Annotated in this window: 17 protein-coding genes; 8 read left to right on the forward strand and 9 right to left on the reverse strand. The window is 61.3% G+C overall.

Annotated features, from left to right (window positions below):
• Nucleotides 1-15: 15 nt before the first annotated feature.
• The 9 genes from rapZ to ACTORR_RS19395 form a co-directional block, all read right to left on the reverse strand.
• Complete coding sequence (gene rapZ, locus ACTORR_RS19355) at nt 16-870, reverse strand: RNase adapter RapZ (RefSeq protein ID WP_099814311.1); 855 nt, start codon at nt 868-870, stop codon at nt 16-18.
• A 2-nt stretch (nt 871-872) separates the two neighbouring features.
• Nucleotides 873-1337, reverse strand: a complete 465-nt coding sequence (gene ptsN / locus ACTORR_RS19360; protein ID WP_085673595.1) for a PTS IIA-like nitrogen regulatory protein PtsN — start codon at nt 1335-1337, stop codon at nt 873-875.
• Nucleotides 1338-1349: 12 nt separating this feature from the next.
• On the reverse strand, nt 1350-1658 hold the full coding sequence (gene hpf / locus ACTORR_RS19365) for a ribosome hibernation-promoting factor, HPF/YfiA family (RefSeq protein ID WP_003255135.1): 309 nt from the start codon (nt 1656-1658) through the stop codon (nt 1350-1352).
• A gap of 78 nt (nt 1659-1736) precedes the next feature.
• Nucleotides 1737-3230, reverse strand: coding sequence for an RNA polymerase factor sigma-54 (locus ACTORR_RS19370; protein WP_441343771.1), 1494 nt, complete (start codon nt 3228-3230; stop codon nt 1737-1739).
• Between the two features lie 176 nt (nt 3231-3406).
• Nucleotides 3407-4132 carry an LPS export ABC transporter ATP-binding protein gene (gene lptB, locus ACTORR_RS19375; protein WP_060511298.1) on the reverse strand — a complete coding sequence of 242 codons (726 nt, stop codon included), beginning with the start codon at nt 4130-4132 and terminating at the stop codon, nt 3407-3409.
• Complete coding sequence (gene lptA / locus ACTORR_RS19380) at nt 4133-4657, reverse strand: lipopolysaccharide transport periplasmic protein LptA (RefSeq protein ID WP_027595608.1); 525 nt, start codon at nt 4655-4657, stop codon at nt 4133-4135.
• Complete coding sequence (gene lptC / locus ACTORR_RS19385; protein WP_054885952.1) at nt 4644-5216, reverse strand: LPS export ABC transporter periplasmic protein LptC; 573 nt, start codon at nt 5214-5216, stop codon at nt 4644-4646. The genes lptA and lptC overlap by 14 nt, the downstream gene beginning before the upstream one ends.
• 8 nt (nt 5217-5224) lie before the next feature.
• Nucleotides 5225-5749: a KdsC family phosphatase gene (locus ACTORR_RS19390; protein WP_054885953.1), complete on the reverse strand. Its 525-nt coding sequence runs from the start codon at nt 5747-5749 to the stop codon at nt 5225-5227.
• A gap of 14 nt (nt 5750-5763) precedes the next feature.
• Nucleotides 5764-6738, reverse strand: coding sequence for a KpsF/GutQ family sugar-phosphate isomerase (locus ACTORR_RS19395; RefSeq protein WP_054885954.1), 975 nt, complete (start codon nt 6736-6738; stop codon nt 5764-5766).
• A 246-nt stretch (nt 6739-6984) separates the two neighbouring features.
• Between ACTORR_RS19395 and ACTORR_RS19400 the strand changes: the two genes are divergently transcribed.
• From ACTORR_RS19400 to hisG, 8 genes are all read left to right on the forward strand, one after another.
• Nucleotides 6985-7794, forward strand: a complete 810-nt coding sequence (locus ACTORR_RS19400; RefSeq protein WP_043213285.1) for an ATP-binding cassette domain-containing protein — start codon at nt 6985-6987, stop codon at nt 7792-7794.
• Nucleotides 7794-8591: a lipid asymmetry maintenance ABC transporter permease subunit MlaE gene (gene mlaE / locus ACTORR_RS19405; RefSeq protein ID WP_054885955.1), complete on the forward strand. Its 798-nt coding sequence runs from the start codon at nt 7794-7796 to the stop codon at nt 8589-8591. The genes ACTORR_RS19400 and mlaE overlap by 1 nt, the downstream gene beginning before the upstream one ends.
• Nucleotides 8591-9076, forward strand: coding sequence for an outer membrane lipid asymmetry maintenance protein MlaD (mlaD, locus tag ACTORR_RS19410; RefSeq protein WP_054885956.1), 486 nt, complete (start codon nt 8591-8593; stop codon nt 9074-9076). Before mlaE ends, mlaD begins: the two co-directional genes overlap by 1 nt.
• Before the next feature lie 9 nt (nt 9077-9085).
• Nucleotides 9086-9733, forward strand: coding sequence for an MlaC/ttg2D family ABC transporter substrate-binding protein (locus tag ACTORR_RS19415; protein ID WP_054885957.1), 648 nt, complete (start codon nt 9086-9088; stop codon nt 9731-9733).
• Nucleotides 9730-10032, forward strand: a complete 303-nt coding sequence (locus ACTORR_RS19420) for an STAS domain-containing protein (RefSeq protein ID WP_054885958.1) — start codon at nt 9730-9732, stop codon at nt 10030-10032. Before ACTORR_RS19415 ends, ACTORR_RS19420 begins: the two co-directional genes overlap by 4 nt.
• 118 nt (nt 10033-10150) lie before the next feature.
• Complete coding sequence (locus ACTORR_RS19425; protein ID WP_003255121.1) at nt 10151-10390, forward strand: BolA family protein; 240 nt, start codon at nt 10151-10153, stop codon at nt 10388-10390.
• A gap of 23 nt (nt 10391-10413) precedes the next feature.
• Complete coding sequence (gene murA, locus ACTORR_RS19430) at nt 10414-11679, forward strand: UDP-N-acetylglucosamine 1-carboxyvinyltransferase (RefSeq protein ID WP_054885959.1); 1266 nt, start codon at nt 10414-10416, stop codon at nt 11677-11679.
• A gap of 161 nt (nt 11680-11840) precedes the next feature.
• Nucleotides 11841-12476: an ATP phosphoribosyltransferase gene (hisG, locus tag ACTORR_RS19435; protein WP_054885960.1), complete on the forward strand. Its 636-nt coding sequence runs from the start codon at nt 11841-11843 to the stop codon at nt 12474-12476.
• The last annotated feature ends 8 nt before the right edge of the window (nt 12477-12484 follow it).

Here is a 12484-nt window from a genome sequence, read left to right on the forward strand (position 1 = left end):
GGTGGATCCTGTGGGCTAGAGGTCGCGGTGGCGGACCTGGACGTTTTTCAGGGATTGCTGCAACAGCTGGCCGAGGCGCTCGGTGATGTAGACCGAGCGATGATGGCCTCCAGTGCAGCCAATGGCGATGGTGACATAGGCGCGGTTGCTTGCGGCAAAGCGTGGCAGCCATTTGAGCAGGTAGCTCGAGATGTCGTTGAACATCTCTTCGACGTCCGGCTGTGCAGCAAGGTAGTCGATGACTGGCTGTTCCAGGCCGGAATGTTCGCGCAGCTCCGGTTTCCAGTAGGGGTTGGGCAGGCAGCGTACGTCGAACACCAGGTCGGCATCGACCGGCATCCCGCGCTTGAAGCCGAACGACTCGACCAGAAAGGCGGTGCCAGGCTCAGGCTGGTTGAGCAGGCGCAGCTTGATTGAATCGCGCAGCTGGTAAAGGTTGAGGCTGGTGGTATCGATTTTCAGGTCGGCAAGGTCGGCAATCGGCCCCAACAGTTCGCTTTCGACGCGGATGGCTTCGGCCAACGAACGGTCGGCGTTGGTCAGCGGATGGCGACGGCGGGTTTCCGAGAAGCGCTTGAGCAGCGTGTCTTCGTCGGCATCGAGAAACAGCACATCGCACTGAATGTGGCGCCCACGGGCCTCCTCCAACAGCTCGGGGAAGCGCGACAGGTGGCTGGGCAGGTTGCGTGCATCGATCGAAACCGCCACTTTAGGTTGCAGCAGTTCAGTATTGATCAACGCGTTCTCGGCCAGCTGTGGCAGAAGCCCGGCCGGGAGGTTGTCGATGACGTAAAAGCCGTTGTCTTCCAGGACATCGAGGGCGGTGCTTTTGCCGGAGCCAGACCGGCCGCTGACGATGATCAGGCGCATGTTCAGTGCTCGTTCTGTGCGTCCAGGACAACCTGGTACAGTGCCTCGCTGCTACCGGCGGCACGCAGTCTATCGCGGACCTCCTTGCGATCGAGCATGCTGGCGATCTGGCGCAGCAGTTCAAGATGGGCATCGGTGGCCGCCTCTGGTACCAGCAGGACGAACAGCAGATCCACCGGAGCACCATCGATGGCGTCGTAGTCGATCGGCGCATCCAGGTGCAGCAGGGCACTCACCGGGGAAGCGCAGCCTTCAAGCCGGCAGTGGGGGATGGCAATGCCATTGCCAAAGCCGGTCGAGCCCAGTTTTTCGCGAGCGATGAGCTTTTCAAAGACGTCTTGCATCGCAAGCTCAGGTACTTGCTCGGCAATCAGGTTGGCGACCTTTTCCAGGGCGCGCTTCTTACTGCCGCCCGGCACGTTCACCAGGGAACGGCCGGGGGTCAGGATGGTTTCAAGTCGGATCATGGATGAGAGGGATCAGCGCGCAGCTGCACCTTGCAGCAGGCTTTGCTGTTTTTCCTTGTGTTTTTTCAGTTGGCGGTCGAGCTTGTCGGCCAAGGCGTCGATCGCTGCATACATGTCTTCGTGTTCCGCGTTGGCAACCACTTCACCGCCGGGAATCTGCAGGGTCGCCTCGACCTTCTGCTGCAGCTTCTCGACCTTCATGATGACCTGCACGTTGGTGATCTTGTCGAAGTGACTTTCCACCCGAGCGAGCTTTTCAAGCACGTAATCGCGCAGTGGCTGGGTGACTTCTACATGCTGTCCACTGATATTGACTTGCATACAGCTTCTCCTTTGTTGCCCGTGCATAAAGAGGCAGGTATTGCACCTGCCCCACAAACGCTGTGGCACATCCGGGGGCTACATCAGTCGCTTGCGCTCGCTCGACGGTGCGATGCCGAGGGACTCGCGGTACTTGGCGACGGTGCGACGGGCTACCTGGATGCCTTGTGCCTCCAGTAAACCAGCGATCTTGCTGTCACTCAATGGCTTTTTCTGATTTTCCGCAGCAACCAGTTTCTTGATGATCGCGCGGATCGCCGTAGACGAGCATTCTCCGCCCTCGGCGGTGCTGACGTGGCTGGAGAAAAAGTATTTCAGTTCGTAGATGCCACGCGGGGTGTGCATGTATTTCTGTGTGGTCACCCGCGAAATGGTCGACTCATGCATACCCACCGCTTCGGCGATGTCATGCAGGACCAGCGGCTTCATTGCTTCGTCGCCGTGGTCGAGGAAGCCGCGCTGGTGTTCGACGATCTGCGTGGCGACCTTCATCAGCGTTTCGTTGCGGCTTTGCAGGCTCTTGATGAACCAGCGCGCCTCCTGCAACTGGTTGCGCATGAAGGTGTTGTCGGCGCTGGTATCGGCGCGGCGAACGAAGCCGGCATACTGCGGGTTGACCCTCAGGCGCGGGATCGCTTCCTGGTTCAGCTCGACCAGCCAGAGGTCGCTGTCCTTACGCACGATCACGTCGGGAACCACGTATTCCGGTTCGCTCGACTCGATCTGTGAACCGGGCCGCGGGTTGAGGCTCTGCACCAGCTCGATCACCTGGCGCAGTTCGTCTTCCTTGAGCTTCATGCGGCGCATCAGCTGGCTGTAGTCGCGGCTGCCGAGCAGGTCGATGAAGTCGGTGACCAGGCGCTGGGCCTCGCTCATCCAGGGCGTGCTGGCGGGCAACTGGCGCAATTGCAGCAACAGGCACTCGCCCAGGCTGCGGGCGCCGACGCCGGCTGGCTCGAACTGCTGGATGCGGTGCAGCACCGCCTCGACCTCGTCAAGCTCGATATCCAGCTCCGGGTCGAAGCCTGCGCAGATTTCTTCCAGGGTATCTTCGAGGTAGCCCTGGCCGTTGATGCTGTCGATAAGGGTGACGGCGATCAGGCGGTCGGTATCGGACATCGGTGCCAGGTTCAACTGCCACAGCAGGTGGCTCTGCAGGCTTTCGCCGGCCGATGTGCGGGTGGTGAAGTCCCACTCGTCGTCATCATTGCTGGGCAGGCTGCTGGCGCTGGTCTGGTAGATGTCTTCCCAGGCGGTATCGACCGGAAGCTCGTTGGGGATTCGCTCGTTCCACTCACCGTCTTCCAGGGTTTCGGCACTGGCGGTGCTTTCCTGGAAGCTGTTGTCCGGGACTTCGGCGGCCGGCTTGTTCTCGACGTTGTCCGCCATCGGATCGCTGTTGTCGAAGTCGTCGCCGTCTTCCTGACGTTCGAGCATCGGGTTGGACTCCAGCGCTTCCTGGATTTCCTGCTGGAGGTCCAGGGTGGAAAGCTGAAGGAGGCGGATGGCCTGTTGCAACTGCGGGGTCATCGTCAGTTGCTGGCCCATTTTTAGGACGAGCGATGGTTTCATGGCAGGGGCTTAATACCTTGTTCGCCGGCGCGCATGCGCCATCCACTACACGAGGGCGCCAAAGCGCCAAATTCAAGCAAGATTTATGCCTCAAATTGTAGCGTTTGCCTAGAGCACTGTAACAACTTAAGCCCCTGCAGGGCATTAATGCCAGTGCTCCAGGCACGTCCCGAGGGTCAGAGCCGGAACTCGTGGCCCAGGTAGACTTCCTTGACCAGGTCGTTGGCCAGGATGGTCTCGGCGTCCCCTTCAGCGATCAGTCGGCCATCGTTGACGATGTAGGCGGTCTCGCAGATGTCCAGGGTTTCACGGACGTTGTGGTCGGTAATCAGTACACCGATCCCCTTGGCCTTGAGGTGATGGATGATCTGCTTGATGTCGCCCACGGAAATCGGGTCGACGCCGGCAAACGGTTCGTCCAGCAGGATGAACTTCGGTGCGGTCGCCAGGGCGCGGGCAATTTCGACGCGGCGGCGTTCACCACCGGAAAGGCTCATGCCGAGGTTGTCGCGGATATGGCTGATGTGGAACTCCTGCAGCAGGCTTTCCAGCTCTTTGCGCCGGCCTTCGCGGTCGATGTCCTTGCGGGTCTCGAGAATGGCCATGATGTTGTCGGCTACCGATAGCTTGCGGAAGATCGAGGCTTCCTGCGGCAGGTAGCCGATACCGGCGCGGGCGCGGCCGTGCATGGGCTGGTGACTGACATCGAGGTTGTCGATCAGTACGCGCCCCTGATCGGCCTGGACCAGCCCAACGATCATGTAGAAGCAAGTGGTCTTGCCGGCGCCGTTGGGGCCGAGCAGGCCGACGATCTGCCCGCTGTCGATCGACAGGCTGACATCACGCACGACTTGCCGCCCCTTGTAGCTCTTCGCCAGGTGCTGGGCTTTGAGGGTTGCCATTTACTCGGCCTTCTTCTTCGGCTGGATCACCATGTCGATGCGCTGACGTGGTTGAGTCACGTTGCCGCCACGACCAGCGGTCGCAACCTGGGTCTTGGTGTTGTAGACGATCTTCTCGCCTTCGGTGGTGTTGCCTTCGTTCTCGACCTTGGCGCGGTCGGTGAGGATCACCGTGTCTTTCTGCGCCTGGTACTGGATGGTCACCGCCCAGCCTTTCATCTTGTCGGGCTTGGCCGTGCTCTGCTGTTGCTCGAAGTAGGCCAGGTTGCCCACCGACGTCACCACATCGATGTCGCCATTGGCGGCACGGGTCATGGTCACGGTATTGCCTTTGATCATCATCGAGCCCTGGGTGATGATCACATCGCCGGTATAGGTGGCCACGCCCTGCTTGTCGTCCAGGTGCGCGTTGTCGGCCTGGATGCGGATAGGCTGGTCACGGTCGGTCGGCAGGGCGAAGGCGCTCGCGCTTCCCAGTGCTGCGCTCAGGCTGAGCAAAAGGGGGAGGGTTTTAACGAGCCTCATACTGTCCTCTTACGTTAGAGAGCAAGTCCATCTTGCCTTCTTTCAAATACGCTTTCATTCCTTTACCCGTAGTCGTGCCACCGGCGCCGTCGATTCTAACGGCTTGCTCGGTCTGCGCATATTGCTTCTGCGGGAATACGGTCATGCGCGAGCTGGTAACGATCAATTCACGCTGCTTTTCGTCGATGCGTTGCACGCGGACCTTCTCGATCAGCTCGACCTCGGTACCATCCGGGTTGACCTCTGCGCGTTCGCTCTGCACATGCCAAGGGTATTCGGTGCCGCGGTACATGTGCAGGTCGGGGGTGGTCAGCAGGGTGACTTCACTGGCCCTCAGGTGCTCGACCTTGTCGGCGGTCATCTCGTATTGCAGCTTGCCATCAGGCATGAACTGCACGCTATGCGCGTTGATCGCGTAATAATCGATGGCACTTTCGTCGACCTGGGCGACTGGCTTGTCGAGGAAGCTTTCAGGGCTGACATTCCAGTAGCCGATTGCCGCGAGCAGGGCGGCAACAACCGCGAGCAGCGCGATATTGCGGGCTTTCTTGCTGAACATGGGCAGCCTTAAAGGTAGTTGGCGTTGGCAGCGTCCAGGGTGCCCTGGGCGTGCATGATCAGTTCACAGAACTCGCGTGCGGCACCTTCGCCACCGCGTGCCAGGGTTACGCCGTGGGCGTGCTGGCGAACGAACGGTGCGGCGTTGGCTACGGCCATCCCCAGGCCTACCCGGCGGATTACCGGCAGGTCGGGCAGGTCGTCACCCAGATAGGCGACTTGTTCATAGCTTAGGCCCAGTTCGGCGAGCAGGCCGTCGAGTACGACCAATTTGTCTTCACGGCCCTGGTAAAGATGAGGGATACCGAGGTTTTTCGCCCGGCGCTCGACGACCGGAGTCTTGCGTCCGCTGATGATCGCCGTGGTTACGCCCGAGGCCATGAGCATCTTGATGCCTTGGCCATCCAGGGTATTGAAGGTCTTGAATTCGCTGCCATCTTCAAGAAAGTACAGGCGGCCATCGGTCAGTACGCCGTCGACGTCGAAAACGGCCAGTTTGATCGCCTTGCCGCGTTGCATGAGATCTTCAGTCATCGGTTCGTTCTCCTTTACATCACGCCGGCGCGCAGCAGGTCGTGCATGTTCAGGGCGCCGGTCGGGCGCTCGTCCTTGTCCACGACCACCAAGGCGCTGATCTTGTGGTCCTCCATGATCTTCAGGGCCTCTGCCGCCAGCATCTCGGCGCGAGCCGTCTTGCCATGCACGGTCATTACCTGATCGATCAGTGTGGTGTGCACATCAATGTTGCGGTCCAGGCTGCGGCGCAGGTCGCCATCGGTGAAGATCCCGGCCAACTTGCCATCGCTGCCAACGATCACGGTCATGCCCAAACCTTTGCGGGACATCTCAAGGAGCGCGTCCTTGAGCAGCGTGCCGCACTGTACCTGGGGCAATTCCTCACCGGCGTGCATGACATTCTCGACCTTGAGCAGCAGGCGGCGACCCAGGGCGCCGCCAGGGTGCGAAAAGGCGAAGTCCTCGGCGGTGAAGCCGCGCGCTTCGAGCAGGGCGATGGCCAGCGCATCACCCAGTACCAGTGCGGCAGTGGTAGAGGAGGTCGGGGCGAGGTTCAGCGGGCAGGCTTCCTGAGTGACGCTGGCGTCGAGATTGACCTCGGCGGCCTGGGCCAGGGGCGAGTCCGGGTTGCCGGTCATGCTGATCAGCTGGATCCCAAGGCGCTTGATCAGCGGCAGCAGCGTCACGATCTCGGCAGTGCTGCCAGAGTTGGACAGGGCCAGGATGACGTCGTCGCGGGTGATCATGCCCATGTCGCCATGGCTGGCTTCGGCCGGATGCACGAAGAATGCTGGCGTGCCGGTGCTGGCCAGGGTGGCGGCGATCTTGTTGCCGATATGCCCCGATTTGCCCATGCCGACCACCACGACCCGGCCCTTGCTCGCCAGGATCAGCTCGCAGGCCTTGACGAAATTGGCGTCGATGCGGGCCACCAGGCCTTGAACGGCCTCGAGTTCCAGGCGCAGGGTGCGCTGGGCGGAGTGGATCAGCTCGCTGGATTGGCTCATGTCGAAAAGCAATGCCTGATTAAAAGGCGGCGATTATAGCCGCAATACAAAAAAGCCTCATCCTTTCGATTGCTTTCTCAAATGCCATCAATGCCTGTCGCTGGCCTGAACGACCTGTTCCATGCCCTTGGGGGCGTGAGGTCAGCAGTGCTATAGTTCGCCGCTATTCGGCCTGCCAAGGGCGCTGTGCCTTCACGATGAGGGCCAGCGTCAATAAGTGCGAGGCTGCATCAGCAAGGAGTCTAGATGAGTGTGGATAGCGCCTACGCGGTCGAGTTGAAGGGAGTCACCTTCAAGCGCGGTTCGCGCAGCATTTTCAGCAATGTCGACATCCGTATCCCGCGTGGCAAGGTCACCGGGATCATGGGGCCGTCGGGTTGCGGCAAGACCACGCTGCTGCGCCTGATGGGCGCGCAGCTGCGGCCGTCGAGCGGAGAAGTGTGGGTGGCCGGGCAGAACCTGCCGAGCCTCTCGCGCAGCGACCTGTTCGACGCCCGCAAGCAAATGGGCGTACTGTTCCAGAGTGGTGCGTTGTTCACCGATCTCGATGTGTTCGAGAACGTCGCCTTTCCTTTGCGCGTGCATACCCAGCTTTCGGACGAAATGATCCGTGACATCGTGTTGATGAAGCTGCAGGCGGTTGGCCTGCGCGGTGCCATCGACCTGATGCCGGACGAATTGTCCGGTGGCATGAAGCGTCGGGTGGCGCTGGCCCGGGCGATTGCCCTGGACCCGCAGATCCTCATGTACGACGAACCATTCGTCGGCCAGGACCCGATCGCCATGGGGGTGCTCGTGCGCTTGATCCGTCTGCTCAATGATGCCTTGGGTATTACCAGTATCGTGGTCTCCCACGATCTGGCCGAAACCGCCAGTATCGCCGACTACATATATGTGGTCGGTGATGGCCAGGTGCTGGGCCAGGGGACGCCCGACGAGCTGATGGGCTCGGACAACCCGCGCATTCGCCAGTTCATGAAAGGCGACCCGGACGGCCCGGTGCCATTCCACTTTCCCGCGCCTGACTACCGCGCCGATTTGCTGGGGGCGCGGTGATGCGCAGAAAATCCTTACTCGAACGTATCCGCCTGCTCGGGCGCTCGGCGATCGACGTGTTGGCCGTGCTCGGGCGCTCGTGCCTGTTCCTGTTCCATGCACTGATCGGCCGTGGCGGCATTGGTGGCGGTTTCCAGTTGCTGACCAAGCAGCTCTACTCGGTGGGTGTGCTGTCGCTGGCGATCATTGTCGTTTCCGGCGTGTTCATCGGCATGGTGCTTGCCCTGCAGGGCTACAGCATCCTGACCAAGTACGGTTCCGAGCAGGCGGTCGGGCAGATGGTCGCCCTGACCCTGCTGCGTGAGCTCGGCCCGGTGGTCACTGCGCTGCTGTTCGCTGGCCGCGCCGGTTCCGCGCTGACCGCCGAAATCGGCAACATGAAGTCCACCGAGCAGTTGTCGAGCCTGGAAATGATCGGCGTCGACCCGCTCAAGTACATCGTTGCGCCACGCCTGTGGGCCGGTTTCATCTCGCTGCCGCTGCTGGCGCTGATCTTCAGCGTGGTCGGCATCTGGGGCGGTTCGTGGGTCGCGGTCGACTGGCTGGGCGTCTACGAAGGCTCGTTCTGGGGCAACATGCAGAATAGTGTTTCCTTTACCGACGACGTGCTCAACGGGCTGATCAAGAGCCTGGTGTTTGCCTTCGTCACGACCTGGATTGCCGTATTCCAGGGGTACGACTGCGAACCCACCTCAGAGGGGATCAGCCGCGCCACCACCAAGACCGTGGTCTATGCCTCATTGGCAGTACTGGGTCTGGACTTCATTTTGACCGCCTTGATGTTTGGAGATTTCTGATGCAAAACCGCACCCTGGAAATCGGTGTCGGCCTGTTCCTCCTGGCCGGGATCCTGGCGCTGCTGCTGCTGGCCCTGCGTGTCAGCGGGCTGTCGGCCAGCCCGAGCAGCGATACCTATAAAGTTTATGCGTACTTCGACAATATCGCGGGTTTGACGGTCAGAGCTAAAGTGACCATGGCCGGTGTCACCATCGGCAAGGTCACCGCCATCGATCTGGACCGTGATTCCTACACCGGTCGTGTGACGCTGCAGCTGGACAAGGCGGTCAACAACCTGCCGACCGACTCCACTGCTTCGATCCTGACCGCCGGCTTGCTTGGCGAGAAGTACATCGGTATCAGCGTGGGCGGTGAAGAAGACGTGCTCAAGGATGGCTCGACCATCCATGACACACAGTCGGCGCTGGTGCTGGAAGATCTGATTGGCAAGTTCCTGCTCAACTCCGTTGGCAAGGAACCAAAAGAAGCGCAACCGGCTAATTAAGGAGTTTCCATGATTTCGATCCTGCGACGTGGCCTGCTGGTGCTGCTGGCGGCCTTCCCCCTGATGGCCCTGGCCGCGCAGTCGCCGCACGAGGTGGTCCAGAGCACTACCACTGAGCTGCTCAGCGACCTCAAGGCCAACAAAGAGCAGTACAAGACCAACCCGAATGCCTTCTACGATGCGCTCAACCGCATTCTCGGTCCGGTAGTGGATGCTGAAGGCATCTCGAAAAGCATCATGACCGTCAAGTACTCGCGCAAGGCCACTCCTGCGCAGATTCAACGCTTCCAGGAGAACTTCAAGCGCAGCCTGTTCCAGTTCTATGGCAACGCGCTGCTGGAGTACAACAACCAGGGCATCAGCGTCGACCCGGCCAAGGCTGATGACGGCAAGCGCGCCAGTGTGGGCATGAAGGTGACCGGCAACAACGGGGCGGTCTATCCGGTGCAGTACACCCTGGAGAACCTTGGCGGCGAGTGGAAGGTACGCAACGTCATCGTCAACGGCATCAACATCGGCAAGCTGTTCCGCGACCAGTTCGCCGATGCCATGCAGCGTAATGGCAACGATCTGGACAAGACCATCGACGGCTGGGCCGGCGAAGTGGCCAAGGCCAAGGAAGCTGCCGACAACTCGCCAGAGAAGACCGTCAAATGAGCGAGGCCGCTGTAACCATGGCCGAGCCTGGCGTGCTGTGCCTGGCCGGTGAACTGGATTACCGCAGCGGGCCAGCCCTGCGCAAGCAGGGTAAGGCGCTGATCGGCGCCTGCCGTGAAGCGCGTCTGCTGCTGGACTGCTCGGCCGTGGTGCGCTCCACCAGCGTTGGCCTGTCGCTGCTGCTGGCGTTCATTCGTGACGCCCAGGCCGCCGGCAAGGCCGTCGAGGTGCGTGGCATGCCTGACGACATGCGGGAAATCGCCGGGGTTTATGACCTCGATGAGGTGCTGGCAAGCTGATGGCTTGGCAGTGATGAGAGGCCCCTCGGTCGCGCGCCCTTTCGTTGGGCTTCGCAGGCGAGGGGCTTTTTTGTATGATGGCCGACCCGTGCGCATCGGGCGCCGATTGAGGTTGAGCATGCAGGCCGTAGAAGTTAAGAGCTTCCTTGAAGAGAAATTGCCGGGATCCCGGGTCGAAGTTGAAGGCGAAGGCTGCAACTTCCAGTTGAACGTGATCAGCGACGAGTTGGCTGGCCTGAGCCCGGTCAAACGTCAGCAGGCGATCTATGCTCACCTGAATCCGTGGATCGCCAATGGCAGCATCCATGCGGTAACCATGAAATTTTTCAGCAGCGCAGCCTGGGCTGAGCGCACCTGAGCCAACGTGGCGGCGAGACACCAATGGACAAACTGATTATTACTGGCGGCGCTCGTCTCGACGGCGAGATCCGCATTTCCGGCGCGAAGAACGCGGCCCTGCCGATCCTGGCAGCGACCCTGCTTGCCGATGGCCCGGTCACCGTGGGCAACCTGCCTCACCTGCACGACATCACCACCATGATCGAGCTGTTCGGGCGCATGGGCATCGAGCCTGTGATCGACGAAAAGCTGGCGGTGGAAATCGACCCGCGTACCATCAAGACCCTGGTAGCCCCTTACGAGCTGGTCAAGACCATGCGCGCCTCGATCCTGGTGCTCGGCCCCATGGTGGCGCGTTTCGGTGAAGCCGAAGTGGCCCTGCCAGGTGGCTGTGCCATCGGTTCGCGCCCGGTCGACCTGCACATCCGCGGGCTCGAGGCCATGGGCGCGAAGATCGAAGTCGAAGGCGGCTACATCAAGGCCAAGGCGCCTGAAGGCGGCCTGCGCGGCGCGCACTTCTTCTTCGACACCGTCAGCGTGACCGGTACCGAGAACATCATGATGGCTGCTGCCCTGGCCAAAGGCCGCAGCGTGCTGCAAAACGCCGCGCGTGAGCCTGAAGTGGTCGACCTGGCCAACTTCATCAACGCCATGGGCGGCAAGGTCCAGGGCGCCGGTACCGACACCATCACCATCGATGGCGTCGAGCGCCTGGCTTCGGCACATTACCGCGTCATGCCTGACCGTATCGAGACTGGCACCTACCTGGTCGCCGCTGCCGTGACCGGCGGTCGCGTCAAGGTCAAGGACACCGACCCGACCATCCTCGAAGCCGTGCTGGAGAAGCTGAAGGAAGCGGGCGCCGACCTCACCACCGGTGAAGACTGGATCGAGCTGGACATGCACGGCAAGCGGCCGAAGGCCGTCAACCTGCGTACCGCGCCGTACCCGGCTTTCCCGACCGACATGCAGGCGCAGTTCATCTCGCTGAACGCCATCGCCGAAGGCACCGGCGCGGTCATCGAGACGATCTTCGAAAACCGCTTCATGCACGTGTACGAAATGCACCGCATGGGCGCGCAGATCCAGGTTGAAGGCAATACCGCGATCGTCACCGGCGTGCCGGCACTCAAGGGTGCTCCGGTCATGGCCACCGACCTGCGGGCATCCGCCAGCCTGGTACTGTCGGCGCTGGTCGCCGAAGGCGATACCCTGATCGACCGCATCTACCACATCGACCGTGGTTACGAGTGCATCGAAGAAAAACTGCAGATGCTCGGCGCAAAGATCCGCCGCGTACCGGGCTGATAGTCTGCATGTGGGAGCGGGCTTGTCCCGCGAAGAAGCCGCCGCGTTGCATGGCAACGGCTTTACCGGTGTTCGCGGGCAAGCCCGCTCCCACAACGAATTGAATGCGGTCGGGCTGTCGCAGCCCGGCCGGCAGTAGCCGCTTAAGGACCGACGTTCCAATGTTGACCATCGCGCTTTCCAAAGGCCGTATTCTCGACGATACCCTGCCGTTGCTGGCCGAGGCCGGTATCGTGCCGACCGAGAACCCGGACAAGAGCCGCAAGCTGATCATCCCCACCACGCAGGACGACGTGCGCCTGCTGATCGTGCGTGCCACCGACGTGCCGACCTATGTCGAGCACGGTGCCGCCGACCTCGGTGTGGCTGGCAAGGACGTGCTGATGGAGTACGGCGGCCAGGGCCTGTATGAGCCGCTGGACCTGCAGATCGCCAAGTGCAAGCTGATGACCGCCGGTGCGGTCGGTGCGCCCGAGCCGAAGGGTCGCCTGCGCGTCGCCACCAAGTTCGTCAATGTCGCCAAGCGTTATTACGCCGAGCAGGGCCGCCAGGTCGACATCATCAAGCTGTATGGTTCGATGGAGCTGGCACCGCTGATCAATCTTGCCGACAAGATCATCGACGTGGTCGACACTGGCAACACCTTGCGCGCCAACGGCCTGGAGCCTCAGGAACTGATCGCCACGATCAGCTCGCGCCTGGTGGTCAACAAAGCTTCCATGAAGATGCAGCACGCCCGCATCCAGAGCCTGATCGACACGCTGCGCGGAGCGGTCGAATCGCGACACCGCGGCTAATTCTCTAC

Source organism: Pseudomonas sp. SAR267, assembly GCF_052077595.1.
GTDB lineage: Bacteria > Pseudomonadota > Gammaproteobacteria > Pseudomonadales > Pseudomonadaceae > Aquipseudomonas > Aquipseudomonas vlassakiae.

Bases quoted from the DNA above. Each gene is read 5' to 3' on its own strand.
- rapZ (WP_099814311.1), bottom strand. From the start codon at position 870: ATGCGCCTGATCATCGTCAGCGGCCGGTCTGGCTCCGGCAAAAGCACC.
- ptsN (WP_085673595.1), bottom strand. From the start codon at position 1,337: ATGATCCGACTTGAAACCATCCTGACCCCCGGCCGTTCCCTGGTGAAC.
- hpf (WP_003255135.1), bottom strand. From the start codon at position 1,658: ATGCAAGTCAATATCAGTGGACAGCATGTAGAAGTCACCCAGCCACTG.
- ACTORR_RS19370 (WP_441343771.1), bottom strand. From the start codon at position 3,230: ATGAAACCATCGCTCGTCCTAAAAATGGGCCAGCAACTGACGATGACC.
- lptB (WP_060511298.1), bottom strand. From the start codon at position 4,132: ATGGCAACCCTCAAAGCCCAGCACCTGGCGAAGAGCTACAAGGGGCGG.
- lptA (WP_027595608.1), bottom strand. From the start codon at position 4,657: ATGAGGCTCGTTAAAACCCTCCCCCTTTTGCTCAGCCTGAGCGCAGCA.
- lptC (WP_054885952.1), bottom strand. From the start codon at position 5,216: ATGTTCAGCAAGAAAGCCCGCAATATCGCGCTGCTCGCGGTTGTTGCC.
- ACTORR_RS19390 (WP_054885953.1), bottom strand. From the start codon at position 5,749: ATGACTGAAGATCTCATGCAACGCGGCAAGGCGATCAAACTGGCCGTT.
- ACTORR_RS19395 (WP_054885954.1), bottom strand. From the start codon at position 6,738: ATGAGCCAATCCAGCGAGCTGATCCACTCCGCCCAGCGCACCCTGCGC.
- ACTORR_RS19400 (WP_043213285.1), top strand. From the start codon at position 6,985: ATGAGTGTGGATAGCGCCTACGCGGTCGAGTTGAAGGGAGTCACCTTC.
- mlaE (WP_054885955.1), top strand. From the start codon at position 7,794: ATGCGCAGAAAATCCTTACTCGAACGTATCCGCCTGCTCGGGCGCTCG.
- mlaD (WP_054885956.1), top strand. From the start codon at position 8,591: ATGCAAAACCGCACCCTGGAAATCGGTGTCGGCCTGTTCCTCCTGGCC.
- ACTORR_RS19415 (WP_054885957.1), top strand. From the start codon at position 9,086: ATGATTTCGATCCTGCGACGTGGCCTGCTGGTGCTGCTGGCGGCCTTC.
- ACTORR_RS19420 (WP_054885958.1), top strand. From the start codon at position 9,730: ATGAGCGAGGCCGCTGTAACCATGGCCGAGCCTGGCGTGCTGTGCCTG.
- ACTORR_RS19425 (WP_003255121.1), top strand. From the start codon at position 10,151: ATGCAGGCCGTAGAAGTTAAGAGCTTCCTTGAAGAGAAATTGCCGGGA.
- murA (WP_054885959.1), top strand. From the start codon at position 10,414: ATGGACAAACTGATTATTACTGGCGGCGCTCGTCTCGACGGCGAGATC.
- hisG (WP_054885960.1), top strand. From the start codon at position 11,841: ATGTTGACCATCGCGCTTTCCAAAGGCCGTATTCTCGACGATACCCTG.